The organism is Roseateles sp. P5_D6 (assembly GCF_054049415.1).
In genome coordinates this window covers 334788-359629 of the sequence record NZ_JBFUMK010000001.1, presented here as the reverse complement: position 1 = coordinate 359629, position 24842 = coordinate 334788, and the positions used below count along the sequence as shown (strand labels likewise).

The 24842-nt window shown below is 68.9% G+C and carries 18 protein-coding genes; 6 read left to right on the top strand and 12 right to left on the bottom strand.

Features of this window, described 5'->3' with window-relative positions; translation table 11 throughout:
• Positions 1 to 64: 64 nt before the first annotated feature.
• Positions 65 to 1825, bottom strand: coding sequence for a DUF885 domain-containing protein (locus ACXJKM_RS01555; protein WP_457349807.1), 1761 nt, complete (start codon positions 1823 to 1825; stop codon positions 65 to 67).
• A 380-nt stretch (positions 1826 to 2205) separates the two neighbouring features.
• On the opposite strand from ACXJKM_RS01555, the gene mfd reads away from it, so the two are divergent.
• Positions 2206 to 5661 carry a transcription-repair coupling factor gene (gene mfd / locus ACXJKM_RS01550; protein ID WP_457349805.1) on the top strand — a complete coding sequence of 1152 codons (3456 nt, stop codon included), beginning with the start codon at positions 2206 to 2208 and terminating at the stop codon, positions 5659 to 5661.
• 3 nt (positions 5662 to 5664) lie between these two features.
• Here mfd and ACXJKM_RS01545 read toward each other — a convergent pair whose 3' ends face one another.
• Together ACXJKM_RS01545 and ACXJKM_RS01540 are read right to left on the bottom strand one after the other, a co-directional pair.
• A complete protein-coding gene (locus ACXJKM_RS01545) occupies positions 5665 to 8580 on the bottom strand; it encodes an AAA family ATPase (RefSeq protein WP_457349803.1) in 2916 nt (971 codons plus the stop codon).
• 31 nt (positions 8581 to 8611) lie between these two features.
• Positions 8612 to 9358 (bottom strand): PEP-CTERM sorting domain-containing protein, encoded by a 747-nt coding sequence (locus ACXJKM_RS01540; RefSeq protein ID WP_457349801.1) that lies wholly within the window; start codon positions 9356 to 9358, stop codon positions 8612 to 8614.
• 130 nt (positions 9359 to 9488) lie between these two features.
• Between ACXJKM_RS01540 and ACXJKM_RS01535 the strand changes: the two genes are divergently transcribed.
• Genes ACXJKM_RS01535 through ACXJKM_RS01525 form a run of 3 tightly spaced genes read left to right on the top strand, consistent with a single transcriptional unit; the run spans position 9489 to position 11525 of the window.
• Positions 9489 to 10034 (top strand): PEP-CTERM sorting domain-containing protein, encoded by a 546-nt coding sequence (locus ACXJKM_RS01535; protein ID WP_457349799.1) that lies wholly within the window; start codon positions 9489 to 9491, stop codon positions 10032 to 10034.
• Positions 10035 to 10047: 13 nt separating this feature from the next.
• A complete protein-coding gene (gene serB, locus ACXJKM_RS01530) occupies positions 10048 to 10794 on the top strand; it encodes a phosphoserine phosphatase SerB (protein ID WP_457349797.1) in 747 nt (248 codons plus the stop codon).
• The gene (locus tag ACXJKM_RS01525; RefSeq protein WP_457349795.1) at positions 10791 to 11525 is read left to right on the top strand and encodes a substrate-binding periplasmic protein; all 735 of its coding nucleotides are present in this window, start codon (positions 10791 to 10793) and stop codon (positions 11523 to 11525) included. The genes serB and ACXJKM_RS01525 overlap by 4 nt, the downstream gene beginning before the upstream one ends.
• Here ACXJKM_RS01525 and ACXJKM_RS01520 read toward each other — a convergent pair whose 3' ends face one another.
• The 4 genes from ACXJKM_RS01520 to ACXJKM_RS01505 all read right to left on the bottom strand — a co-directional run bounded on the left by ACXJKM_RS01520 (position 11526) and on the right by ACXJKM_RS01505 (position 16478).
• Positions 11526 to 12356, bottom strand: coding sequence for a PEP-CTERM sorting domain-containing protein (locus ACXJKM_RS01520; protein WP_457349793.1), 831 nt, complete (start codon positions 12354 to 12356; stop codon positions 11526 to 11528).
• A gap of 32 nt (positions 12357 to 12388) precedes the next feature.
• Positions 12389 to 13129, bottom strand: a complete 741-nt coding sequence (locus ACXJKM_RS01515; protein ID WP_457349791.1) for a hypothetical protein — start codon at positions 13127 to 13129, stop codon at positions 12389 to 12391.
• 17 nt (positions 13130 to 13146) lie between these two features.
• On the bottom strand, positions 13147 to 15339 hold the full coding sequence (locus ACXJKM_RS01510; RefSeq protein ID WP_457349789.1) for a pectate lyase family protein: 2193 nt from the start codon (positions 15337 to 15339) through the stop codon (positions 13147 to 13149).
• Between the two features lie 908 nt (positions 15340 to 16247).
• Positions 16248 to 16478, bottom strand: a complete 231-nt coding sequence (locus ACXJKM_RS01505; RefSeq protein ID WP_457349787.1) for an RNA-binding S4 domain-containing protein — start codon at positions 16476 to 16478, stop codon at positions 16248 to 16250.
• 256 nt (positions 16479 to 16734) lie between these two features.
• Here ACXJKM_RS01505 and ACXJKM_RS01500 point away from each other — a divergent pair, with 256 nt between their 5' ends.
• Complete coding sequence (locus tag ACXJKM_RS01500) at positions 16735 to 17472, top strand: PEP-CTERM sorting domain-containing protein (protein ID WP_457349785.1); 738 nt, start codon at positions 16735 to 16737, stop codon at positions 17470 to 17472.
• A gap of 90 nt (positions 17473 to 17562) precedes the next feature.
• Here the strand turns inward: ACXJKM_RS01500 and ACXJKM_RS01495 are convergent, their stop codons facing one another.
• The 4 genes from ACXJKM_RS01495 to ACXJKM_RS01480 form a co-directional block, all read right to left on the bottom strand.
• A complete protein-coding gene (locus tag ACXJKM_RS01495; RefSeq protein WP_457349783.1) occupies positions 17563 to 19278 on the bottom strand; it encodes a thiamine pyrophosphate-binding protein in 1716 nt (571 codons plus the stop codon).
• A 30-nt stretch (positions 19279 to 19308) separates the two neighbouring features.
• Positions 19309 to 19746 carry a hypothetical protein gene (locus tag ACXJKM_RS01490; protein ID WP_056197990.1) on the bottom strand — a complete coding sequence of 146 codons (438 nt, stop codon included), beginning with the start codon at positions 19744 to 19746 and terminating at the stop codon, positions 19309 to 19311.
• A gap of 95 nt (positions 19747 to 19841) precedes the next feature.
• Positions 19842 to 20402: an Lcl domain-containing protein gene (locus ACXJKM_RS01485; protein WP_457349781.1), complete on the bottom strand. Its 561-nt coding sequence runs from the start codon at positions 20400 to 20402 to the stop codon at positions 19842 to 19844.
• Between the two features lie 10 nt (positions 20403 to 20412).
• Positions 20413 to 21738 carry a hypothetical protein gene (locus tag ACXJKM_RS01480; RefSeq protein ID WP_457349779.1) on the bottom strand — a complete coding sequence of 442 codons (1326 nt, stop codon included), beginning with the start codon at positions 21736 to 21738 and terminating at the stop codon, positions 20413 to 20415.
• Between the two features lie 98 nt (positions 21739 to 21836).
• On the opposite strand from ACXJKM_RS01480, the gene ACXJKM_RS01475 reads away from it, so the two are divergent.
• Positions 21837 to 22409: a YceI family protein gene (locus ACXJKM_RS01475; protein WP_457349777.1), complete on the top strand. Its 573-nt coding sequence runs from the start codon at positions 21837 to 21839 to the stop codon at positions 22407 to 22409.
• Between the two features lie 195 nt (positions 22410 to 22604).
• Here the strand turns inward: ACXJKM_RS01475 and ACXJKM_RS01470 are convergent, their stop codons facing one another.
• Positions 22605 to 24782 (bottom strand): S46 family peptidase, encoded by a 2178-nt coding sequence (locus tag ACXJKM_RS01470; RefSeq protein WP_457349775.1) that lies wholly within the window; start codon positions 24780 to 24782, stop codon positions 22605 to 22607.
• Positions 24783 to 24842: the final 60 nt, after the last annotated feature.

Sequence of the window (24842 nt, the reverse complement as noted above, 5' to 3'; positions counted from 1 at the left end):
TTCGGCGGATTTCCGCCGAGCATGACGCCGCGCAGCCGCCGCTGGCGGAGATCCGCCGCCGCGCTCAGCGCTGCTTGGCGACCCACTCCATGACCAACTCGCGCAGCACCGGCAGCGGCACCTGGCCGGCGGTCAGCACGACGCGGTGGAAGCCCTTGACGTCGAACTTCGGCCCGAGCGCCTGTGTCGCCTCGGCACGCAGCTTGGTGATCTCCAGCTGGCCGATCTTGTAGCCCAGCGCCTGGCCGGGCCAGACGATGTAGCGCTCGACTTCGGAGACGACGTCGCTCTCGGCCATGGAGGAGTTGTCGAGCATGAACCGAATGGCCCGCTCCCTCGTCCAGCCCTTGGCATGCAGGCCCGTGTCCACCACCAGGCGCATGGCGCGCAGCTGCTCGTCCGACAGACGGCCGTACCACTGATAGGGGTCGGTGAAGAGGCCCAGCTCCTTGCCCAAGCTCTCCGAATACAGCGCCCAGCCTTCCACATAAGCCGTGTAGTTGCTGCCGAAGCGGCGGAAGGCCGGCAACGTCGTGTCTTCCTGCGCGATGGAGATCTGGAAATGGTGGCCCGGCGAGGCTTCGTGCAGGGACAGCGTCTCCATGCCGAAGATGGGCTGGGCCTTCAGGTTGAAGGTGTTGACGTAGAACACGCCCGGCCGTGAACCGTCGGTCGTGCCGTTCTGGTAGGACGCGCCGGCCGCGCTCTCGGCGCGGAAGGCCTCGACCTCCTTGACCTCGTAGTCGGCCTTGGGTTGGATGTCGAAGAGCTTGGGCGTCAGGCCGTTGATCTTCTTCTGCAGCTCGCGGTAGCCATTGAGCAGGTCCTCCGGCTTGCTGAAGTAGAACCTGGGGTCGTCCTGCAGGTACTTGAAAAAACCTTTCAGGTCGCCCTGAAAGCCGACCTCCTTCCGCACGCCCTCCATCTCGCCGAGGATGCGCGCGACCTCCTTCAAGCCAATGGCATGGATCTGGTCGGGTGTCAGCTTCAGCGTGGTGGACTGCTGCACACGGTGGGCATACCAGGCCTTGCCGTCGGGCAGGGCCGACCAGCCCGTGCTCTTGCGCGCCTTGGGCATGTACTCGTCGCGCACAAAGGCCAGCAGGCGGGCATAGGCGGGCAACACGCCCGTCGACAGCAACTTGCGCATCTCGGCCGCAATGCGCTCGCGGTCGGCGGCGGGCACAGCCTCGGGGAAGTTCTTGATCGGCCCCCAGAACAAGCTCTTCTCGGGGTCGGTCACGGCCAGGGCCGTCAGCTGCGGCAGCACCTTTTCCATGACCGCGCGCGGCTGGGTCACGCCGGCCTTGAGGCCGTCGCGCATATTGGCAATGCTGCCGTCGAACAGGGGCACCGCCAGAGCCAGGCGCTTGAGCCAGTCGTCGTAGTCCTTGGTCGTCCTGAAGGGCTGGATGGATTGGCCCGTGCCCATCTGCGCCAGGAAGCTGGGCAGGCCACCGATCTGGCTGATGGGCTGCATCCAGTCCGGGAAGCGCTCGCCAGCCAGGTTCTGCTCCAGGTCGAGCCTGAGGATGCTGTAGGAGACGCGGTCCCTGGGTTCCAGTTTGGCCTTGCTGAAACCGGTCAGGGCCTTCAATTGCTCCTGCAACTCGCGCTTGGCCTGGACGCGGTAGGCCGCGGTCGTGGTGTCGATGAGGCGGTCGTTGTAGCGCGGGTCGCCGAGGGACGTGGCGAGGATGGGCTGGCGCTGCAGCGTCAGTTCCCACTGGGCATCCAGCCATTGGTGGAAGCGTTCGCTCTCGGTGGGAGCGGCCCAGGTGGGCAGGCTTGCGACAAGCAGGCTCAGGGCAAGGCGACGACGCATGAGGTCTCCAGTTTCGAGGTGGCGCGATGCTAGCCATAGACCTGCTGACAGCCAAAGGGCATGGCTTCCCTAGAATCGCGGGCCTGTTAACACCACGGCAATGGGCCGCGAAGGCCAGCCGCCAGGGCCAATCAAGGCGCAGCGCGCCGGCCGCACTCATGTGCGGGCAAGCGCTGCAACGCAGAGTGGTCCTGGCAGCTGGCCTTCCCGGAGGGTTGTGGCCAGAAAGGCCGCGCGCGGCGTTGCAAATCCTCGCCGGATGACCGACCCGGCTGCGGTTTGCGCCTTGCTCGCGGCCTTTCTGGTCACAACGCGGCCCATCGCCGTGGTGTCAACAGGCCCCTGCCCCGCTTCGGGGCTGTTGTCGTTTGTAGAGCTCCATGACGCTGCCATCGCTGCCGGCCATTGCGCCGGGCAAGAAGTTCACCCACCCTCGCCCCGTCGGCTCAGCCGACGCCCTGCTGCTCGCGCGCTTCGTGCAGCAGCAGCGCGACGCCGGGCGCATGGCCGCCATTTTCACGGCCGAGCCGGGCGACACGCAGCGGCTGGAAGACGAGCTGAAGTTCTTCGCGCCCGAGCTCAAGGTGGCCGTCTTCCCGGACTGGGAGACGCTGCCCTACGACAGCTTCAGCCCCCACCAGGACCTGATCTCCGAGCGCCTGGCCACGCTGTGGGAGCTGCTGCAAAGCAAAAAAACGAAAAGCATCGACGTGGTGCTGATGCCCGCGTCGACCGCGCTGACGCGCCTCGCGCCGCCCAGCTTCCTGGCCGGCACCACCTTCAACTTCAAGCAGAAGCAGCGCCTGGACGAGGCCTCGCTGCGCTCCCAGCTCACGCTGGCTGGCTACACCCACGTCAGCCAGGTCGTGCAGCCTGGCGAGTACGCCGTGCGCGGCGGCCTCATCGACCTCTTCCCGATGGGCTCGGCCGTGCCCTATCGCGTCGACCTGTTCGGTGACGAGGTCGACTCCATCCGCACCTTCGACCCCGACAGCCAGCGCAGCCTCTACCCCGTGCCCGAGGTGCGCCTGCTGCCCGGCCGCGAGTTCCCGATGGACGAGGTGGCGCGCAAGAAGTTCCGCGAACGCTGGCGCGAGAAGATGGACGGCGACCCGAGCAAAGCGCGCATCTACCGCGACATCGGCGAGGGGATCGCCTCAGGTGGCATCGAGTACTACCTGCCACTGTTCTTCGACCAGACGGCCACGGTCTTCGACTACCTGGGCGGCGAGGCCGGCCTGGCCCTGCACGGCGAGGTGGATGAAGCCATCCAGCGCTTCTGGACCGACACCAAGGAGCGCCACCGTTTCCTGCAGCACGACCCCGAGCGGCCGCTGCTGCCGCCGCAAGAGATCTTCCTGACGGCCGAGGACTTCTTCGGCCTGACCAAGCCGCACGCGGTGCTGTCGGTGCGCGGCGGCGAGCCGGTGGACTTCGCCCGGCCTCTGCCCGACATCAGCGTCGAGCGCGGCGTGCAGGAACCGCTGGCCCGCCTGGCCGCCCACCTGAAGGCGACGCCGCACCGCGTGCTGCTGCTGGCCGAGAGCGAAGGCCGCCGCGAGAGCCTGCTGGAGCAGCTGCGCGACAGCAAGATCGAACCGCCGTCGGTCAAGGACCTGGCCGAGTTCCTGGCCGGCGACGAGAAATACGCAATAACCGCCGCGCCGCTGGCGACGGGATTCTTTTGGAACGACGCGCAGCAACCCGTTCAGCTTTTCACTGAGACGGAACTGTTCGCGACGATGCCGACGACCCGGCGGCGGCGCAAGCAGGAGCAGGTCAGCGACGTCAATGCGCTGATCAAGGACCTGTCCGAGCTGAAGGTGGGCGACCCGGTCGTGCACATCAACCACGGCATCGGCCGCTACCAGGGCCTGGTCAACATCGACGTGGGCGACGGCAGTTCGGAGTTCCTGCACCTGGAGTACGCCGACAAGGCGACGCTGTATGTGCCGGTGGCCCAGCTGCACCTGATCGGCCGCTACACCGGCGTGAGCGCCGAGGAAGCGCCGCTGCACAAGCTGGGCTCGGGCCAATGGGAGAAGGCCAAGCGCAAGGCCGCCGAGCAGGTGCGCGACACCGCCGCCGAGCTGCTCAACCTCTACGCCCGCCGCGCTGCTCGCGAGGGCCATGCCTTCCGCTACTCGGGCCACGACTACGAGGCCTTTGCGGCGTCCTTCGGCTTCGAGGAAACGCCCGACCAGCGTGCCGCCATCCACGCCGTCATCCAGGACATGATCAGCCCCAAGCCCATGGACCGCCTGGTCTGCGGCGACGTGGGCTTTGGCAAGACCGAGGTGGCGCTGCGCGCGGCCTTTGTCGCGGTGATGGGCGGCAAGCAGGTTGCCATCCTGGCGCCCACCACGCTGCTGGCCGAGCAGCATTACCAGAACATCGTCGACCGCTTTGGCGCCTGGCCGGTCAAGGTGGCGGAGATGAGCCGCTTCCGCTCGGCCAAGGAGATCAAGGCCGCGATGGAGGGCATTGCCGACGGGACGCTGGACATCGTCGTGGGCACGCACAAGCTGCTGTCCGCCGAGGTCAAGTTCAACCGCCTCGGCCTGCTCGTCATCGACGAGGAACACCGCTTCGGCGTGCGCCACAAGGAGGCGATGAAGGCCATGCGCGCCGAGGTCGACGTGCTGACGCTGACGGCCACGCCGATTCCTCGCACGCTCGGCATGGCCTTGGAAGGCCTGCGCGACCTCAGCGTCATTGCCACCGCGCCGCAGCGCCGCCTGGCCATCAAGACCTTTGTGCGCGCCGAAAGCAGCGGCACCATCCGCGAGGCGGTGCTGCGCGAGTTGAAGCGCGGCGGCCAGGTCTATTTCCTGCACAACGAGGTCGAGACCATCGAGAACCGGCGCCAGAAGCTCGAAGAGCTGGTGCCCGAGGCGCGCATCGTCATCGCCCACGGCCAGATGCCCGAGCGCGAGCTGGAGCGCGTCATGCGCGAGTTCGTGGCAGGCAAGCACAACCTGTTGCTCTGCTCGACCATCATCGAGACCGGCATCGACGTGCCGAGCGCCAACACCATCATCATTGCCCGTGCCGACAAGTTCGGCCTGGCCCAGCTGCACCAGCTGCGCGGCCGCGTCGGGCGGTCCCACCACCAGGCCTATGCCTACCTGATGGTGCCGGACATGCAGGGCCTGACCAAGCAAGCCCTGCAGCGCCTGGACGCCATCCAGGCCATGGAGGAACTGGGCTCGGGCTTCTATTTGGCGATGCACGACCTGGAGATCCGCGGCGCCGGCGAGATGCTGGGCGAGCACCAGAGCGGCAACATGATGGAGGTGGGCTTCCAGCTCTACAACGACATGCTCAGCGAAGCCGTGCGGTCCCTCAAGGCCGGCCGCGAGCCCGACCTGCTGTCGCCCTTTGCGGCCACAACCGAGATCAACCTGCACGCCCCGGCACTGCTGCCCGATGCCTACTGCGGCGACGTGCAGGTGCGGCTGTCCCTCTACAAGCGCCTGGCCACGGCCGAGAAGAACGAGCAGATCGACGCCATGCTGGAGGAAATCACCGACCGCTTCGGCAAGCTGCCCACGCAGGGCCAGACCCTCTTCGACACCCACCGCCTGCGTGTGCTGGCCAAGCCCTATGGCGTCAGCAAGATCGACGCGGCGCCGGCACTGATCAACATCAACTTCCGCCCCAACCCGCCCATCGACCCGATGCGCGTCATCGAGCTGGTGCAGAAGAACCGCAACATCAAGCTGGTGGGCAACGAGAAGCTGCGTGTCGAGAAGCAGCTCTCCAGCCCGCAGGACCGCGCCCAGGCCGTGCGCGAGGTGCTGCGACTGCTGGGCCAGCCGATCAAGACCGATTGAGCCCTAGCGTCCTTGAACCGGCGCCAGCCCGCGCAGCGCCGCATCGGCGCGGCTCAGCAGCTCGGCAAAGCCCTGGCGCTGCGCCAGCTCCACCGCCTCCAGCAGCAAGGGCCGTGCATCGCGAGCTGGCAACCCCTCGGCCTGCAGCAGCAGTCCCTCGGCCAGCGGCTCCAGCAGGCCGGCGTCGCGTGCGACGGCGACCTGGCGGGCGGCAGCAGCCGCATCGCCGGCCAGCAGTTCCAGCCGTGCCAGGCGGATATGCACAAGCGGATGCTGGCTGCGTGGCAGCAGCGCACGCAAGCGTTCGGCCAGAGAGGGATCGGGCGGCAGGCCGCGGGCCTCGCGCAGCAGGCCGCGCAGCCAGGCGAGGTGTGACACGCGCAGCGGGTCGCGGCTGCTCGCCAGCAAGGGCTCGGCCAAGCCCAAGTCGGCTTCAGCAAGATCGAGGCAGCCGCTCTGCCAGTACAACCGCGCGCGCCGCGTCAGCGCCTCGGCCTCGAACAGGGCCGAACCTTGCGAGCGGCCCAGCTCCAGCGCGCGGTCCAGCACGCCGCGCGCCTCGCCGTAGCGGCCGGCGCTGGTCAGCGTGAGGCCCAGCATCAGCAGCGACAAGGTCTCGGTATGCGCCACGCCCTGCCAGCTCAGCAGGCTGCGCCGCGCCATCTGTTCGGCGCGATCCAGCTCGCCCAGCGCCTGCAGCATCACGCCCAGGTCGCTCTCGATGGTCAGGCCCCGACAGTAGTCGGGATGGCGCTCCAGCAGCAGCTCGAAGGCATCGCGCGCGGCCCGCACCTGGCCACCGAACCAGTGGATCTGGCCTTCGTAGCTCAGCAGCGAGGGCCGCGCCGGTGCGAGTTGGCGCAGCTGGCCCAGCAGCGCCCAGGCGGCCGGGATGTCGGGCTCGCGCATGGCCAGCTCGATGAGCACCTCACAGGCATTGCAGCGCTCGGCCAGCGGCAGGCGCGGCAGCAGCGGGCGCAGGCGCTCGGCCAGCGTGGCGGCATGCGCCAGGTCGCCCGAGAACACGGCGTTGTCGATCAAGCCGGCCAGGGCCTGCCCCTCGATCTGCTCGCGCTGCGCCGGGTCGGCCACGGCGCCGGCCAGCTCCAGCACCTGCTGCAGCGCTTGGCGACCGGCAGGCAGGTCATGCAGTAGCGCACATTCGGCCAGACTGAGCCGGGCTTGCAGCGCCAGCGCCGGCTCGCGCGACTCGGCAGCAACGCGCTGCCACAACGCCTGGGCCTCGTCGTAGCGGCCGCGCAGCTTCTGCTGAGCCGCGCCGCGGTGCAACCAGGCCAGCGCCGTCTGCGCCTCGCCGGCGCCCTGCCACAGCGCGGCCACGGCCAGGGGCTCGGCGGCGCCTTCCGCGCGCGCGCCCAGCGCCAATGCGGCCCGTTGCCGCAGCGCCTGCGCCTCGAAGGCCGGCAGCACCGCGAGAACCGCTTCGCGCACCAGGTCATGCCGGCATTGCAGGGCGCCGTCGGGCTCTTCGCGCAGCAGCGCGGCCTGCAGCGCCAACCGGGCCGCGGGCAGCAATTCGGCATCGGGCACCGCGGCCACGCTGCCCAGCACCGCCAGCGGCAGCGGCCGGGCCAGCACGGCTGCCGCGCCGACAAGGCCATGCGCTGCCGGGCTCAGGGCCTGCCAGCGCCGCAGCAGCAACTCGTGCACGCGCGGGGACACGGGCGCGCCGTCGGCTCGGGCCCGCAGCAGCTCACCCAGCACAAAGGCATTGCCGTGGCTGGCCGCGAGCAGCGCGGGAGCGTCGGCGGCGCTCTGGCCAGCGCGATTCAGCAGCAGCTGCACAGCCTCCAGCGCCAGCCCCGGCAGCGCCAGGCAGCGCAGGTCCTGCTGCCGGGCCAGCCAGTCGCGGTGTTCGGCCGGCAGTTCTTCGCCCCGCGCGGCGCCGCGCCAGCGCAGCCGGCCGCGGTGGCTCAGCAGGGCCAGCAGCTCCAGGCTGGCCGCGTCCACCCATTGCAGGTCATCGACCAGCAACAGCGGCCCCAGCGCCTCCAGCACGCGCGCCAGGCCCTCCAGCAGCCGGGCGCGGGCGCTCAAGGCGTCCAGCGGCGGCAGGGGCTCGTCGATGGCCAGCTCGGGCAGCAGCCGCGCCAGGTCCAACCGGTAGGCGGCCAGGCCGCGCTCGGGCTGGCGCAGCAGCGCGCGCAACGTGTCCAGGCGCGGCAGCAGCAGTTCGACGACGGGCCGGTAAGGCATCTCCGCCAGCCCCTCGCGGCCTTGCAGCACGGGGGCGCCGGGGAAGGCCGCCTTCAGCACGCTGGTCTTGCCCACGCCGGCCTCGCCCAGCAGCACCAGCGCCGGCGCGGCCTCGCGGCGGATCTGGCCCAGCCATTCAGCGCGGCCGCACAGCGCCTGATCGGTTTCGGTCGGCGGCGCCCCGCCCCGCTCCAGCAGCACACGCAGCGGCGCCTGCCAGGCTGCGGTGCCGGCGCGTTGCAAAGCGCGCCGAGCGGCTTCGTCCCAGCGGCGTTGCAGCAGCGCGCCATGGTCGTCGGCCCAGCGCCAGAACTCGTCGAAGCCGGCAAACCTGAAACCCTGCAGCCAGGCCATGGCCGGACGGGCCAGCAGCTCGGCGCCGTCGGCCTCGGCGCAGGCCATCTCCAGCAAGGCCAGGTCGTGCGGCAGCTGAAGACAGACGCGCTGCCGCTCGGCCACCAAGGCATCGGCCTGGCCGAACCCGGCCAGCAGCTGGCGCAGCCGGTGCAAGTTGATGCGCAGATGGTGCCGGGCCTGTTCGCGCTCGGCATCCGGCCAGAACAGCGCCGCAAGCTGGCCACGCTCCACCCAGTGGCCCAGGCAGGCCAGATGGATCAGCAGGCAGCCCGGCAGTGTGGCGGGCAGAGGCAGACTTTCAGCGGCATCGGCCTGCCAGGCCGGCGCTCCCAGCAGCTTGAGCATGGCGCGCAGTGTGCCGTGGCGCTTCCCGCGGTCAAGCGCGGCGGCGGCGCAATACCAGCAAGCCGATGCCGGCCGCCAACATCAGCCATGCCGAGGGTTCGGGCACCGGCGTCAGCGTGGCGGAGAAGTTGTCCAGGCTGAGGAAGGCGCTGCCGCCGGTGCAGCCGTTGACGCTGTTGCAACTGGTGCCAAGCGTGTAGCGGAAGCCCACGTAGATCGGCAGGGCGCCCGCGCTGAAGTCGGGGCGCTGCGCGGACCCGGCCACCGGTGGCACCCAGTCGGCCGCCGCGGCCACGAAGGACCACTGCTGCGACAGGTAGTCGGGCTTGATCATTGCCTTGCCAGTCACGAGGTCGCTGCCGATGACGGTGTAGGTCACGCCGTTTTGCATCAGGGCCGGCCGGATGCTGCCAAGCGTGTCGAAGGCAAAGCTGCTGGACAGCCCGCGGATGTCGGCGCTGAATTCCAGCTTCTGCAGCGCGCCCAACTGCGCCGGGTCGTAGGCCAGCGCCGTATAGAAGGCGCCCAGCCGGTTCATCGAGCTGGACAGGCCGGGGCTGCTCGGCGTGACATAGCTGATCACCCAATGCGAGCCCGGGTTGCCCAGGTTGGCGTCGATGACCATGTTGGCGTCCGCCGGCCCATCGTCGGTGATCTGGACCAGGCTCCAGTCGGCGGCATGGAAGTCACCGACCTGCAGGCTCAGGCCTGAGGCGGCGGCATGCGTGGCGAGCGCCAGCGCGAGGCCGGCGACAGAAACAGAGGCGAGGCGAGACATGAGCGAACTCCACGGCTTGAGGACGTGGCGGACTCTGCGCGGCCAGCGTCTCTGCACCGTCTCAAGCTAGGGGCTGCCTGCGCCCGCGTCCCTGCCTAGACTGCGCCACCCTGCCGACCGGAGCATCACGATGAAGAAGCTGGCTTTTGTTGCTGCAGTCCTGCTGCCCACCCTGGCCAGCGCCGCCGGCCTGCAGGGCACGACGGTGGACCTGCGCTATGACTTCGACAACGGCACAACCGTCTTTCACACCCAGGACAGCGTCCTTGTCGGCGCCGGCACCGAGCTGAGCTGCCCGGGCGCCGCCCAGGTCTGCCAGGTGCTGACGTCGCCGACCCAGACCCTGGATTTCGGCGACAGCAGCGTCCGCTATGACTACACCGGCCCGGGCAGCGGCTTCGACAACATTGCCGTCAACCACTTCCGCTTCGAAACCCTGTTCGGCAGTGGCACCGCCATCACCGGCGTACAGCTGACGAGCAATGGCATCGCCGGCCTGGACGCGTCACGGCTGAGCTTCACCGCTCACAGCGTGCAGATCGACATGCGCGGCCTGCCACTGGCGAGCCAGGCCTTCTTCCAGCTCGACCTGCAGACGGCGCCCGTGCCCGAGCCGGCCAGCGCCGCGCTGCTGTTGGGCGGTCTCGCGCTTTTGCTTGCCCGGCGCCGCGCATGAGCGCATCGGGATAATGCGGCCCATTGATGGCCTGCCCTATCCTGACTCCGTGACCTCCCCCGCTTCTGACGGCCTCGTCCTGCGCGACGGCCCCGCGCTGCCGCCGCTGTCCCATTTCAAGCTTGCCGCCTTCGACATGGATTCGACGCTGATCAGCATCGAGTGCATCGACGAGATCGCCGCACTGGCCGGCAAGGGCTCCGAAGTCGCCGCCATCACCGAAGCGGCGATGCGGGGCGAGATCACCGACTTCAAGGACAGCCTGCGCCGCCGCCTGGCCCTGCTCGTGGGCGTGCCGGCGACCGTGCTGGACCGCGTGCTGGCCGAGCGGCTGACGTTCAACCCCGGTGCGCGCGAGCTGTGCGCGGCGTTGAAGGCGGCCGGGCTCAAGCTCGTGCTCGTCTCCGGCGGCTTCACCTTCTTCACCCGCTTCGTCGCAGCCGAGCTGGGCATGGACTTCGTGCGCAGCAACGAGCTGGAAATCGTCGATGGTGCCCTCACCGGCCGCGTCGTCATGCAGGACTGGGGCGACATCTGCGACGGCGAGCAAAAGCGCCTGATGCTGCTGCAGAGCTGCGAGTCAGTTGGCTGCCGGCCCGACCAATCAATAGCCGTCGGCGACGGCGCCAACGACCTGCCCATGATGGGCGCGGCGGGCCTGTCGGTGGCCTATCACGCCAAGCCCAAGGTGCGCGAGCAGGCACGCATTGCCATCAACACAGGCGGCCTGGAGCGGCTGCTGGAGTTGCTCAGACCGTGAGGCGGCTGGCGGCGCTGCTGCTGGCCACCGTGCTCGCGGGCACGGCGACGGGGCAGCCGCTGCCTTCACCACCCCCGCTGCGATTCGTTGCGGCCACCAACAACGCCCTGCCCATCGCCGAGTTCGACGCGAACGGGCGCCTGGTCGGCGGCATGGTCAAGGATCTGGGCGAGCTGATTGCAGCCGGCCTGGACCGCCCGGTCAGTTTTGTGCCGCTGCCGGGCAAGCGCGTCAGCGCCGCGCTGCTGGCCGGCGAGGCCGACGCCGTCTGCTTCGTGCTGCCGGAATGGCTGCAGGGCGACTTCCGCTGGACGCGCGGCCTCATTCCCGATGCCAGCCTCGTCGCAGCCCATGCCGACGCCCCGGCGCTCAAGACGCTGGAGCAGGTCGCCGGCCAGCCCCTGGGCACGGTGCAGGGCTACAGCTATCCGCGGGCAGAGCAGGCGCTGGGCAAATGGTTCAGGCGCAGCGACGTGCCCAGCATGGCGGCCAACCTGCGGCGGCTGGCCGCGGGCAAGGTGCGGTATGCACTCGTGGAGAAAACCTCGCTGCAGTTCTTCCTGCGCGAGCAGCCGAACGCGCCGGTGCGCATCGCCTGGGTCATCAACCAGTTCGACGCGCGCTGCGCCTTCTCGCCGCGCTCGGGTGTGCCCTTCGCCGAGCTGGCCTCGGTGCTGGACCGCCTCGTCAGCGACGGCAGCGTGGAGCGGGTGCTCGCACGCTACCGCTGATCAGCCCCGCAGGCGCCGGCGCGCCACGGCACCCATGACGGCCAGGCCAGCCAGCATCAACGCGTAGCTCTCGGGCTCGGGCACAGCCGTGACGGCCAGCACGTCGGCGACGATGGGCGTCGAGTTGGACCCGGCGACGGTCGTCCAGTTGGCGTTCACGGCCAGGGCTGACTTCAGTTGCGCCATCGAGCTGAAAGGCGCGTCGTTGGTCGTGACCTGCGCCGTGAACTGCGTGTAGCGCGTCGCCGTCGCGGCGTCGACCTTGTACTCGCGCAGTTGGATGCCGGAAAGGCCGGTCGCGGCAGTGGGATTGTCGGACGAGGTGTAGGTGCCGCGGTTGGAAAGTGCGCCCAGGAAGGTGATGGCCGAGGCCTGGTAGTTCGTCGCATAGGACGCGGCCAGGAAGGCGTAGAGGATGTCGCCGCCGCTGGAGATGTTTGACGCGCCGCCGTTCAGGTTGACGACCAAGCCGTTGGCAGTGCCGCCGGCCGCGCCGGACTTGGCCGCGTACTGGCCGTTGACGCCCGTGCCCAGCAGCGCCACCGACGTACCTGCATTCACCTTGGCGCTGGCCGTCCAGGACCAGAAGGTCTCTGCCGTCGTCGAGAACACGCCGGCGGCCGGCGTCGTCTGCAGCACGTTGGTGTCGGTGAAGTAGATCGTCGTGCCCGCGGCGATGTCGACGAAGCTGACGAAGGACCAGCCGCCGACCGTCGTGTTGCCGTTCACGCCGGTGAAGGCGAATTGGGTGTTGGTCAGCGAAGTGCCCGCAGCCTGGACGGTGCCGATGGAAGCGGCGGCCAGGGCGATCAGGGTCAGGGACTTGTTCATGGATGGTCTCCGTTGTGTTGTCGTTGTTGGAATCAGCGGGCGCGCCGGCGTCCGACGGCCAGGGTCAGCAAGCCGCCCAGGGCCAGCAGGGCCGAGCCCGGCTCGGGAACGGGGGCGGCGGCGAGCACGAGGTTGTCGAGCGACACGCCGTAGTAGCTGTCGCGGTTGGTCAGCGAGAAGCCGGCGATGTCGGCCGCCCCGCCCGTGCGTGCGAAGGCATAGCGGCCATCGCTGCGGCCGCTCAGATCAACGGCCTGGATGAGGCTGCCGTCGGTGCGATACAGGCTCAGCGTGATCGCGCCGCCGTCGGCATCGCGCAGCTGCAAGCCCAGGGCCGACACGGGCGAGGCGAAGCGGGCCGAGATCGCGCCGAAGCCGTCGGCCGCGCCGGCCTGCGGGCCGACGCCGAACAGGGCCAGGCCGTCGGCGTCACCATAGTTGTAGGCGCCGAGGTTGGCGCCGGCTGCGCCGGCCAGCAGCGGCAGGCCCACGCTGGGCGCGCCGATGCTGAGGTCGTCGAACCAGTCCTGCGCCACTGCGCCCGGCCGCGGCGCCTTGGTCACGGCCAGCTCCTGGCCGGCGAAACGCTCGCCGAACTGCATGCCGCCACTGCTCAGCAGGCCATCGATGGCAGCGCCATCGGTCAGCTCGGAGAAGGTGACGGCGGCACCGCCGAGCGAGGCATAGGCCACCTCGTTCGTCGCACCGGCCTGGGCCGCGCCCACGGCGAGGCCGAGCAGCAGCGCGGCCAGGGGTTGAAGTCGGAATCGCATGTTGTGGTCTCCTTTTTTCAGCGGCCGCCGCCGACGATGCTGACGTTGTCGAAATCGGCCGTGACGACCGCGCTGTTGCTGCCCGATGAGAGGGCCAGGCCGACGTAGAGGCTGGCGGCCGTCACGTTGACGTTGGTCTTCTCGGCCCAGGTCACGCCGTCGGTGGACGCGGCGGAATACAGCGCATTGCCGCGCCGCTGCACGCGCACCCAGACGGGCGGCGTGGACGCTGCAAAGCCGGCCAGGTTGGACTTGTTGTTGCCGTTGATGGCGGCACGGATCTCGCCGGTCGTCGAGTAGCGCGCCGTCCAGGCATAGACGGGGCTGCCCGTGATGCCGTCCGCCGCGACGACGCCGGCACGCGCCGAGTCGGCGTTGCCGCCCTGCGTCACGACGCGGGCCGTGAAGGTGAAGTCCCCCGTCAGCGCCGTGTACTTGAAGTTGAAGGTGTAGGGGCTGCCGGTGTTGATGGCGCCGGCGCCGGACAGCGTGTAGGTGCCGGTGGCCTGCACATAGGCGGCAGCGGGCACGATGGCGGTGACCAGCGGGCTCATGGCCTGCTCGCCGCTGCCCGTGCTGCAAGGCAGGGTCACGGTGCAGGCCGTGCCTGGAATCAAGGGCGGCGGATTGGGCAACGGACTGGGCGCGGGTGTCGGGGCTGGCGCCGGCGTGGGCGATGGGCTGGGTGCGGGGCTTGGCGTCGGGCTGGGCGTCGGGGATGGGCTGGGCGCCGGCGAACCGGGCAGCGGCGCGGGCACGGGGCCCTGGGCGGCGAACAGGCCCACGCGGCCGGCACCGGCCGCCGCCTGCACGGCACCGCGCGCGGCGTCGGCCGTGCGCAGCGTGTAGGCATACGGCGGCACCCAGTTTTGCGCCACCGGCACGCCCTCGCAGCCCTGCAGCTCGATGTCGACAACGGCGGTCATCGGCTTGCCCAGGTCGTCCTTGTCGCTGATGAAGCGATGACCGCTGCTGCGCATCGAGATCGCGTCCTTGCCGCCGGCCAGCTTGCCGCAGACCTCCTTGGGCTTGAGGCCGGTGAACTCGTAGAAGTTGTTCTCGTTGATGACGTCGGACTGGTAGCGCGCGTCCAGGCCCGAGCCGAACTTCATGTCGTTGTCGCTCGTCGTCGTGCTGCCGGTGACGAGGTTGTTGTACATGTGCAGCTGGCCGAAGCGCACCAGCGGCAGGCGGCTGTAGGCGTAGTTCCACCAGTTGCCGGTCAGCGTCACGTGCAGGCGGCCGGCGTCGCTCCAGGCGCGGCCGGAGTCGCCGTTGCCGATCAGGCTGTTCTTGTGGTGCTTGCTGAAGACGCTGTTGGAGACGGTCACGTAGTCGCTGCCACGCACCACGTCCAGCGCGCCGTCGTGGCGCGTGTCGCTGGCCAGCGAATCGGGCGTGTCGCCATCGCTGATGGTCACGTGGTCGAGCCAGATCTGCTGGCCGCGCGTGACAGTCAGGCCGTCCATGTAGGCGTTGTCGCTGTCCTCGGGGTTGACGTCCCAGGGCGTGTCGATGGCCAGGTTGCGCAGGATGATGTTGCGCGTCCAGGTCGGGTAGGCCTCCGGGTCCTTGCCCGCCGCGACCCAGGTCTTGAAATCGGCCTCGGGGTCGCCGCCGGGCGCCAGTGCGGCCTCGATGCCGATCAGCAGTTGCGTGCCGGTGATGCGCGCCGGGCGGCCGTTGCTGTCGTTGATACCGACCAACGTCGTGTTGGACGGGATGGAGAAGGAGCCGCCGTTCTTCTGGTCCAGGAAGCCCGTGTATTCCTCGAACACCGTGTTGCCATCGCGCCAGCGGAAATCGATGTGGCCGACGATGCGGATGATCTTGGGCTCGTTCTTCGCCTCGCGCAGAGCCGCCAGCAGCTGCTCCTTGTTGAACACCGTATAGACGCGGTTCGCCGCGGCCGAAGAGCCGCCGGTGACCAGCACCCTGCCCTTGCGCGACCGGTTGTGCCAGCCGGTGTCGGGTGCCGTCTCGCGCTCGAAGGTCAGCTGGCCGCCGGTCGGGTCGACGGTGGCGAACTGCCAGGCCGGCAGCTTGGGCGCCGCGCGATAGTTGCTCGGGTTGTGCAGGCCGCTGATGGTGACCGGCGCCGCGTAGCTGCGCGTGCCGACGTCGAAGAGCAGCGGCGCGGTCGTGTCGGTCAGGTTGACGGCGTCGATGACCGGCGCGGGCGGCGGCGGTACCGGGCGCGGGTCACGCACCGCCAGGGCCTTGGCGGTTGCCGTCTCAGTGCTGGCTGCCGGTGCATCAAGGCGGCTAGCCGAGGCCTGCTCGCTCGACTGCGGCGAGGCGATGCTCGCGGGGTTCTCCTGGCCTCCCCCGCAGGCCAACAGGCCAAGCGAGATGGACGAGGCCAGCAGGCCCAGCTTGGGCCGAGTCCACCGAATCAGGGGACTAGCGCCCCCCGCCGAGTCGAGAAAGGGGGCTGGGGTAGGCGCGGCTTGCAGCCCAGGCTGGGAGCCTGGGCTAGAGCCGCAACACCGCCCTGCCCCCTTTCCCGGCTCGGCCCGAAGGGTGAGCGGCAAAACGGCCGCACTCGTCGTTGAAACTGCTCGCCAGGTGTCCAACCTGGCTCCGCGTTTCGCCTCGATTGCGGCCGTTTTGCCGCTCACGGGGGGCACTAGCCCCCTGATTCGGTGGACTGGGGTCATGGCATGTCTCCTGGCGCGCTCGTACAGCGCGCGCTTTGTCTTTGTTGGGCATGCCGCCCCCTGGGCTCGAGCGTTCGCAAGGAAGCAGGCGCAGGCCCGCCTGGCACCGACCCGTCAGGGGTCAGGCGCGCAGCGCTTCAGCAATGGCAGGGGACGGGGGATCGGCGGCAGGCCGAGATGGCGCTTCGGCCCTCGCGGCACCGGCTCGCTTGGGCGTCAAACAGGGGAGCGGGCACAGCAGGCGCCTCGCACTGCGTCGGCTGACGAAACCCCGGCCACCCGGCGGTGACCGGTCTGCGGTTTCGGCTCAGCGAACAGTTGGAACAGTGTTTCGTTTTTGGGATTGACGGTCAACGCCGGGCAATCCCTGAGGGCATTTGTTCAGGGGGCGAGGCGAACCCGCAGGCAGCGTTGTCGGCCGCTCGCACGATGAACGCCTCACCGTCATGACGGCCGAGTCAATCGCCGCTCGGCCCGTGGATCACCCTGACCTGCTGGCCGCCAAACTCAACCAGCTGGCCGGCGCGCATCTTGGCCGTCTTGCGCAACTCGACTTGGCCGTCCACCCTGACCTCACCGGCCGTGATCAGCGCGCGCGCCTGGCCGCCGCTGTCGGCCAGGCCGGTGGCTTTGAGCAATTTGTCGAGTTCGATGAACTCGCCGCGCAATGGGAGGTCGATGGCAGGCATGCCGGGATTGTCGTCGCCGCGCTCCCGCGCGCGCCGCTCGACGTGGCCGCATGCTGGCCCGCGCAAGGTCATCATTTATTCCCACCCCCCTAGAATATCTATGTCGAAAACATTGACAGTCATTTCATTCGGACACACCCGTGAATAGGAATTAGTGTGTATCAACAATGACTTAGGTAACTTGGCACGGGTGGTGCTAACGGAGGTTGTCTGGCGGTTTTTTCCGCATCTTCAGCAACCCTCAAGGGAGTTCTCGATGACCAAGTTCCTTACCTCCGTGGCACTTGCCGCAGGCCTGATGGCCGCTGGCAGCGCCAACGCCTACCTCGTCTTCACCGGCGTCGACAACAACGGCAATGCCAGCGCACAAGTCGCTCCCACGAACTCGATGGCTGCTGAAACCAGCTTCAAGAGCAACCTCGTCGGCGTTGGCACGGAAAACTTCGAAACCCGTGCTGGCGGCGCGCCGCTGGCCCTGGACTTCGGCGCTGCCGGCACCGCCACGCTGAACGGCGCTGGCTCTGTCGCCACCAACACCGCCGGCAACACCAACGGCGCTGGCCGCTACTCTGTCCCCGGTGGCACCCGCTACTGGGAAGTGTCTGCCGGTGGCGGCAGCCCCTTCCAAGTCGACTTCACCAATTCCCTGGCAGCCTTCGGCTTCTACGGCATTGACCTGGGCGACTTCGGCGGCACCCTGACGCTGGAACTCTCCAAGGGCGGCGTCGTGGTCGGCTCGCAAGTCGTCACCACCGCAGCGCAGAACGTCGCTGACGGCAGCGTCCTGTACTTCGGCCTGATCGCCTCCAACGCCTCTGAAGAATTCGACCGGATTCGCTTCCTGTCGACCGTCGGCTCCGGCGACATCTTCGCCTTCGACAGCTTCACGATCGGCACCAAGGAACAAGTGCGTCAGCTGCCCGAACCGGCCAGCCTGGCACTCGTCGCCGGTTCGCTGCTGGGCCTGGGCCTGGTGCGCCGTCGCCGCGCCTGATAGAGCTTCAGCTCACGCCAAAACGGCGGCCTTCGGGCCGCCGTTTTTTCTTGGGTCGCGCCGTTTTGCACCGCCGCGTGCAATGTCAGCTCAAGCGTGACCGACCTTCAGCGCCGCTTCGCGGATGGCGGTCAGCGTCGTGCGCGAGGTGCTGACGTCGGACGACAGCCGCAGGTGGATCAGCGCCGGCCGGCCCGCCGCTATTGCCGCATCCAATGCCGGGCCGACCTGCTCCGTGCTCTCGGCCTTGAAGGCCACGAAGCCGAAGGCCTCGGCGAGTTGGGCAAAGTCGGGGTTGAAGAGGTCACTGCCCGACACGCGGCCCGGGTACTCGCGCTCCTGGTGCATGCGGATGGTGCCGTAGGTGCCGTTGTCCACGACCACGACGAGCAGCTTCTTGGCGCCGTAGCCGGTGGCCGTGGCCAGTTCCTGGCCCGTCATCAGGAAGTCGCCGTCGCCGGCGATGTTGACGACCCAGCGGTCCTGCTGCAGCAATGAGGCAGCGACCGCGGCGGGCACGCCATAGCCCATGGCGCCCGAGGTCGGTGCCAGCTGGCTTCGGCCCTCGCGGTGCAGCGCCGTGTAGCGATGGAAGCGGTGCAGCCAGCCGCTGTAGTTGCCGGCGCCGTTGGTGAAGATGGTGCCCTCGGGCAGCTTGGCGTCGATGAGGCGGATGACCTCGGCCATGTCCAGCGGCGCCACCGGCACGGGCACGAGGTTGTCCTCGTAGTCGGCATGGGCCGCCTCGGCCCATGCACGCCAGGGAATGTTGGCGGGCGGGGCCAGCGCGGCCAGGGCCGGGGCAGCCGTGCTCATGCTCGCGTTGATGAGCAGCTCGGCCGTGTAGACGCGGCCCAACTCCTCGGCGCCGGCGTGGATGTGGATGAGCGCTTGAGCGGGCCTCGGCGCCTGCAGCAGCGTGTAGCCACCGGTCGTCATCTCGCCCAGGCGCGGGCCGATGGCGAGGATGAGGTCGGCCTCCTTCACGCGCGCGGCCAGCCTGGCATTGATGCCGATGCCCACGTCACCGGCATACAGCGGGTGGCGATTGTCGAACAGGTCCTGGAAGCGGAATGCGCAGCCCACCGGCAAGCCCCACGCCTCGGCAAAGGCCTGCAGCGCGGCGGTGGACTCAGGCGTCCAGCCGCCGCCGCCGGCGATAACGAAAGGCTTCCTGGCCGCTGCCAGGCGCTCGCACAGCTCGGCCAGGGCGGCCGGCGTCGGCGCGGCTTCAGCGGGGCGCACGGGCGGCAGTACGGGCGCCGTGATGGGTTGGGTGAGCATGTCCTCGGGCAACACCAGCACGACCGGGCCGGGGCGACCCTGCATGGCGGTGTGAAAGGCACGGGCCACGTACTCGGGCAGGCGCTCGGCGTCGTGCACCTCGCCCACCCACTTGGCCATGCCCAGGGTGCCGGGGCCGAACATCTGCCGGTAGTCGACCTCCTGGAAGGCCTCGCGGTCGCGCTGGTCGCTGGCGACCTGGCCGATGAAGAGGATCATCGGCGTCGAATCCTGGAAGGCCGTGTGCAGGCCGATGCTGGCGTTCGTCGCGCCCGGCCCGCGGGTCACGAAACAGATGCCGGGCCGGCCGGTCAACTTGCCCTGCGCCTCAGCCATGAAGGCCGCGCCGCCCTCCTGGCGGCAGGCGATGAAGCGGATCTTGTCGGCGTACTCGTGGAAGCCATCGAGCACGGCGAGGTAGGACTCGCCAGGAACGCCGAAGGCCGTGTCGACGCCCTGGGCAATCAGTGCCTCGACCAGCTTGTGGCCGGCCAGACGGGGGGTGGTAGCTTGTCTAGTCATGTTGAGACTTTAGCTGGCGGCTGCTCCACTTCAGCGGCTCCCGTTGACTGCCCGTTCTATGGCCCGCTCCCTCAGCGTGTCGTCACGCGTCAGGTCCAACGCCTTGTGAAGCGACGACGGTCCGCTGCTGGATTCGGCCGGCTTGCTGACCGGCGTGGCCGGCAGCACGTTGACGGGCGCTGCTGTCACGGCCAGCTCCTGGTGGCCGGGCGGGCACTCGACATTCGTATACGAAACCTGCTGGCCTTTGACACATTTGCGCAAGCCTGCCGGCCGGGACCTGGCCGACGTGGAGGTAGCGGCATCGGCCGCCGGGCGGGCGGCGACCAACGGCTCGCCGAGGCTCGGTGCCGATGTGCTTGACGCGCGCGCTGCCCCCAGCCATGCCTGAAGCTGTTCCTGCTTCTGCCAGACCAGGCCGAGTGCGGCAAGAAGAATCGTCGCAATCGCAAGGCTACGCAGTGACATGGCAGAACCGGGAAAACGTGGTGGCGACCACTTTACCGGCGAGGCGAACGTCACATCGGGCACGTCCTACCTGAGTTCCCCGCTGAAGGAGCCCGTCAGGGCGCCAGCGTGCGCACGAGACGCACCAGCTGCTTCTCGCGCTTGGGACTGCTGCGCACCGCGCCGCCAGGCTGCTCCACCACCCAACCCGTCTGAGGGGACAGCCGGTCGACCTGCCGCTCGGTCGTGCCGCGCTGCACGTTGGCGTAGCTGTAGGTGTTCACGGCTTCGCTCTCGATGCGCACGGTACTGGTCCAGTACCAGCCACTGGGCGCATCGGGCATGAGCACGGCGGCTTGCTGCTTGCCGCCGATGTGTTCGGGCAGGCGCTTGAACTCCTGCGCGCGGGGCACGCGCCAGAGCCGGCCTTCGGCCTCGCTGCGTGTGCGGGCCGACACCAGCGCCTCGGCATGGGTGAAGAGCTTGATCTCGCCGTCGCAGCGTCGACCATCCCAGTGCCTGCCCTCCACGCAGCGTGACCACGCCAGCCCGGCGGCAGCGTCGATCAGCTCTTGGCCATCGGCACTGGGCGTGAGCTTGGGAGCGGCGTCCTCCGCCATCACGGCGCAAGGCATGGCCAGAGCAAGAGCCAAGGCGGCAATCACGCAGGTTCGCATACGGTCTCCATCATCGTCCGGCCGCCTGCACCAGCGCGGCGGCCTCGGTCGGGCTCACGGCCCCCTCGCCCGCCAGCTCGACGACAACGAGATAGCCCGCCAGGTCATTGCGCGGGCTGGCGGCCGCATAGGTCTGCGCCAGCGTCAGCTGCCGGCTGGCAAGAAGGCGGCCGGTGGCGGGGTCCCAGTCTTCGTTGGAGATCATGCAGCCCTGCTGCGGCGTACCGGGAAAGTAGCTCGTGCCGGCGTAGTAGGCCGGATTGAGGGTCGTGCCGTGGATGAGCAGCTCGTCGCGCCCGGCGCGGCCGGCCAGCCAGGCTTCCTTGATGCCGGAATAGGCGCGCCAACTCGGCGGCAGGAAGCTCTCGTAGGCGGCCTCGCTCCATTCGATGGAGGGGTCAGCGTGCTCGAACTCGGCCACCGTCGCCTCGATGGGCAGCTTGCTGTGCAGATAGGGCGTGGGGCCGATGTTGGGGTTGGTGGCCGTGCCGGCGCCAACGAGGGTGAAGAGACCTTGCGGCGTGTTGCCATTCGTGATGGTGCCGGGCAGGCCGCTGCGCGAGAGCGCGAGCTGGGGCTGGGCGAAGAGCCGGCCGCTCGCATCACGCACGAAGCGGCCATCGGCAGCGCGCACCAGCACGAGGCCCATGTCGGCACGGCCACGGCGTTGCAGGCTGTAGATGACGGGCAGGCCCGGGCGCAGCGGCGCGGCGAGCAGGTCGGCCAGCGGCGGCTGGGCCATGCGCACCGGGGCCACGTCGTCCATCAACGCCACCAGGCGCGGGTCGTCGCGCCACTGCGGGAACTGGCGCGGCACGAGGTCGCGGATGAATTCCGCGTAGCCGGGGTTCATCGCTTTCAGCGTGTAGGCCGCGATGGCAAAAGGCTTGCTCGCCGTCAGCTGGGTCAGCAGCGGCTGCAACGCGGCCTGCACTGCAGCTTCGTTCGGGGCCGCGTACAGAGCACGCGCCGCGGTCAGCAGCGCACGCTGGTAGTCCACGTCCCGGCTGGCCAGAGTCGGCAGGGCCTGCAGCAGCAGCGGCCGGGCGGCGTCGATCTCCAGGTTGTACTGCGCCACCAGGTCAAACAGCTTGGGCAGCGCCGCGTCGCGCTCGGGGCCGGGCGGCAGGGCGATGCGGGCACGGATGTCGGCCAGGGCCGCCTCGCGCTGAGCACGTTCGCCCGCCGTCGACATGGCGGGCCAGCTGAAATCGGCCGGGCGCAACGCCAGCAGTTCTGCGGCGCTGTAGCGCTTCTCGGCGGTTGGCTGGGGCTTCAGGGGCGCACAGGCAGCAAGGGCGAGCGCGAGCAGGGTGAGGAGGAGACGGGCGATCATGTCGGCAAACCAATTTGCGGGCTGCTGTCGAAATCGCGCGGCCCGCTTCGTCATAGTGTCAGGCAAGCGCCTCTCACCACCCTTCACAGGAGATTCCCATGAACCGACTGACCCTGCTCCCCGTCTTGTTCGCCGCCACGCTGGCCCAGGCCGCGCCTGCCACCTATGTGGTCGACCCGGCGCACACCTACCCCAGCTTCGAGGCCGACCACATGGGTATGTCCTTCTGGCGCGGCAAGCTGACGAAGAACTCGGGCACCATCGTCTTCGACAAGGCCAATGGCAGCGGCAGCATCGACGTGCAGATGGACCTGGCCAGCATCGACTTCGGTCTGGAAGCCATGAACGGCTGGGCCAAGGGCAAGGATTTCTTCAACCTGGAGAAGAGCCCGGCCAGCGCCAGCTTCAAGGGCCGCTTCGAGGGCGCGACAGGCGGCGTGCCGACCCGGCTCGTTGGCGAGCTGACATTGAACGGCAAGACCAAGCCGATGACGCTGGCCATCCACCAGCTCAAGTGCATGCCCCACCCGATGTTCAAGCGGGACTGGTGTGGTGCCGACGCCTCGGGCTCGTTCAACCGCGAAGACTTCGGCCTCACCGCGGGCAAGGACTGGGGCTTCAAGATGGATGTGAACCTGCGCATCCAGGTCGAGGCCGTCGTCAAGGAGTGATGAAGCCCCTCGCCTGGTCTCGCCCCACTGAACGCGGGCGAGTCCAGTCGGTCCCCCGCGGGGACGCCGATGCTTGCGGCATTGAGCCGCAAGCACATCGCTTTACGCGGGCCGGCTAGGGAGCGGCCCGGCGCTCGGTCCGCATGAAAACGAAAAACCGGCCCCTGGAGGCCGGTTTGCATTGGACGCGCTGGCTTACTTCACACCCATCTCGTCGAGCAGCCGCGTCGTCTTGTCGACCGTGCTCATCTGCCACAGCATGTAGCGGGCATCCAGCGAGATGCTGCGGACCATCTTGGGGTCGAAGCTCCAGTCCGAGATCACCGCGTCCAGCGTGCCGTCGAACAGCAGGCCCACCAGCTCGGCGTTCTTGTTCAGCACCGGGCTGCCGGAGTTGCCACCGGTCGTGTCCAGCGTGGACAGGAAGTTCACGGGCACCGAGTCCAGGCCCTTCACGTAGTACTTGCCGAAGTTGCGCGCCTTGATGGCGGCGAGCTGCTCGGCGGGCGCGTTGAACTCGCCGCCGGCCTCGTCGGGGCCCTTGTGCTTGGCGACGATGCCGCGCAGTGTCGTGAACGGCGTCCAGGTGCTGCCGTCGGTGCCGGGGTTGCGGCCCTCGACCTTGCCGTAGCTGATGCGCAGCGTGCTGTTGGCATCGGCGTAGACGGCCTCGCCGCGGCTGGCGTGGTAGTCGATCATGGCCTGCTGCACGCCGGCATAGGCCTTCTGCAGCCTGCCGCCCAGCTCCTTGTCGCGGTTCTCGAGGCGGCGGTCATCGTCGTACAGCGCCACGGCGGCCTTGATGAAGGCGTCGTCGCTGGCCTTGAAGGCCGCCACGTCCTTGTCCAGCCAGGCCATGCGCACAGCGGTGTCGGAGAGCTTGCTGCCCGCGTAGAGCTTGTCCAGCTGGGCGCGGATGCTGGCTTCGTCCTGGCCGGCCTTGAGGCCGTATGCATCCACCCAGGCCGGGTTCAGCGTGTTGGCCGGCTGGGCCAGATACTGGGCCAGGAAGTGCGAGGCCAGGCGCTTGTCGGTCTGCTCGTCGTAGCGGCGGTCCAGCGTCTGCTGGGCGGCGCGCAGGCGCGGCAGATCGCGCTCTTGGTAGCCGGACTTGCGCTCGGCATCGGGCTTGGCGCGCTCCTGCGCCACGAGGTAGAGCTGGCGGGCCGAAGTCAGCAGGGCGGGCGTCATGAAATTGGCCAGCAGCTCGGCGCGCGTGATGGCCTCGCGCTCGGCCAGCAGGCTTTGCGCCGCGGCGACATCGGCGCCATAGCGGGCCTTGCGTTCTGGCGAGCCGTTGACCCAGGCCTTGAGCTTGTCGAACTCGGCCTTCTTGCGGGCCAGGATGTCGCTGCCGTCGTAGCTCTGCTGCTGGCCCTGCAGGTTCTTGTAGTAGTTCTGCAGGCCCTGCATGCGCGAGGCCATCTTGATCTCGCCATCACGGCGGCCGGCGGTCTCGGCCTTGATGAGGTCGATGGCCTCACCCATCACGCGGGTCTGCGTCGGCTGCTGCCAACCGAAGGCGAAGTCGACCTCGGTGGGCAGGCGGTGGCGGTCGGTGCGGCCCGGGTAGCCGGCCACCATGACGAAGTCGCCGGCGTTCAGGGGGCTGCTCGCCATCTTCAGGTGATGCTTGGGCAGATAGGGCTTGTTGTCCTTGCTGAACTCGGCCGGCTTGCCGTCCGGGCCGACATAGGCGCGGTAGAAGCTGTAGTCGCCGGTGTGGCGCGGCCAGACCCAGTTGTCGGCGTCACCGCCGAACAGGCCCACGCCGGTGGCCGGCGCGTGCACGAGCCGCACATCGCGGATCTCAAGCTGCTTGATCAGCTGGTACTGCAGGCCGCCGAAGAAGGCGTAGACGTTGCAGCGGTGGCCCTTGTCGGCCTCACAGGCGGCCACGAGGCTCTTCTCGGTCGCCTCGATGGCGTCGGTGCGGGCCTTGCCGGTCAGGGCGCGGGTCTTGTCGTTGAGGATCTCGGCGCTGACATCCTTCAGGTCCACGGTCACCCACATGCGGCTGCCGGGCGCGGCGGGCAGTTCATCGGCCAGCGTGGCGGCGTAGAAGCCGTTCTTCAGCAGGTCGCGGTCGGGCTTGGAGTTGTACTGGATGCTGCCGTAGGCGCAGTGGTGGTTGGTCACCGCCAGGCCCTGGGGCGACACGAAGCTGGCCGTGCAGCCACCCAGCGACACCACGGCACCCATCGGAAAGTCGGTCAGATCCTTGAGCTTGGCCGGGTCCATGGCCAAACCGCCAGCCTTCAGGCTCTTGGCGATCTGCGGCAGTTGCTTGGGCATCCACATGCCTTCGTCGGCATGGGCGGTGGCTGCGGCCAGGGCCGCGAGGGCCAGCAGCGAAAGGGAGTGACGTGTCATGGAGCGGTTCGGCAAAAAGACGAAACCGCGAGGGTAACTCGGGGGCGGCAAATCCCCGGG

What these genes read in the sequence shown, in the direction of transcription:
- ACXJKM_RS01515 (WP_457349791.1), bottom strand. Translation starts at nt 13,129, where the DNA reads ATGCGATTCCGACTTCAACCCCTGGCCGCGCTGCTGCTCGGCCTCGCC.
- ACXJKM_RS01540 (WP_457349801.1), bottom strand. Translation starts at nt 9,358, where the DNA reads ATGTCTCGCCTCGCCTCTGTTTCTGTCGCCGGCCTCGCGCTGGCGCTC.
- mfd (WP_457349805.1), top strand. Translation starts at nt 2,206, where the DNA reads ATGACGCTGCCATCGCTGCCGGCCATTGCGCCGGGCAAGAAGTTCACC.
- ACXJKM_RS01545 (WP_457349803.1), bottom strand. Translation starts at nt 8,580, where the DNA reads ATGCTCAAGCTGCTGGGAGCGCCGGCCTGGCAGGCCGATGCCGCTGAA.
- ACXJKM_RS01505 (WP_457349787.1), bottom strand. Translation starts at nt 16,478, where the DNA reads ATGCCTGCCATCGACCTCCCATTGCGCGGCGAGTTCATCGAACTCGAC.
- ACXJKM_RS01480 (WP_457349779.1), bottom strand. Translation starts at nt 21,738, where the DNA reads ATGATCGCCCGTCTCCTCCTCACCCTGCTCGCGCTCGCCCTTGCTGCC.
- ACXJKM_RS01495 (WP_457349783.1), bottom strand. Translation starts at nt 19,278, where the DNA reads ATGACTAGACAAGCTACCACCCCCCGTCTGGCCGGCCACAAGCTGGTC.
- ACXJKM_RS01555 (WP_457349807.1), bottom strand. Translation starts at nt 1,825, where the DNA reads ATGCGTCGTCGCCTTGCCCTGAGCCTGCTTGTCGCAAGCCTGCCCACC.
- ACXJKM_RS01535 (WP_457349799.1), top strand. Translation starts at nt 9,489, where the DNA reads ATGAAGAAGCTGGCTTTTGTTGCTGCAGTCCTGCTGCCCACCCTGGCC.
- ACXJKM_RS01490 (WP_056197990.1), bottom strand. Translation starts at nt 19,746, where the DNA reads ATGTCACTGCGTAGCCTTGCGATTGCGACGATTCTTCTTGCCGCACTC.
- serB (WP_457349797.1), top strand. Translation starts at nt 10,048, where the DNA reads ATGCGGCCCATTGATGGCCTGCCCTATCCTGACTCCGTGACCTCCCCC.
- ACXJKM_RS01500 (WP_457349785.1), top strand. Translation starts at nt 16,735, where the DNA reads ATGACCAAGTTCCTTACCTCCGTGGCACTTGCCGCAGGCCTGATGGCC.
- ACXJKM_RS01485 (WP_457349781.1), bottom strand. Translation starts at nt 20,402, where the DNA reads ATGCGAACCTGCGTGATTGCCGCCTTGGCTCTTGCTCTGGCCATGCCT.
- ACXJKM_RS01470 (WP_457349775.1), bottom strand. Translation starts at nt 24,782, where the DNA reads ATGACACGTCACTCCCTTTCGCTGCTGGCCCTCGCGGCCCTGGCCGCA.
- ACXJKM_RS01520 (WP_457349793.1), bottom strand. Translation starts at nt 12,356, where the DNA reads ATGAACAAGTCCCTGACCCTGATCGCCCTGGCCGCCGCTTCCATCGGC.
- ACXJKM_RS01475 (WP_457349777.1), top strand. Translation starts at nt 21,837, where the DNA reads ATGAACCGACTGACCCTGCTCCCCGTCTTGTTCGCCGCCACGCTGGCC.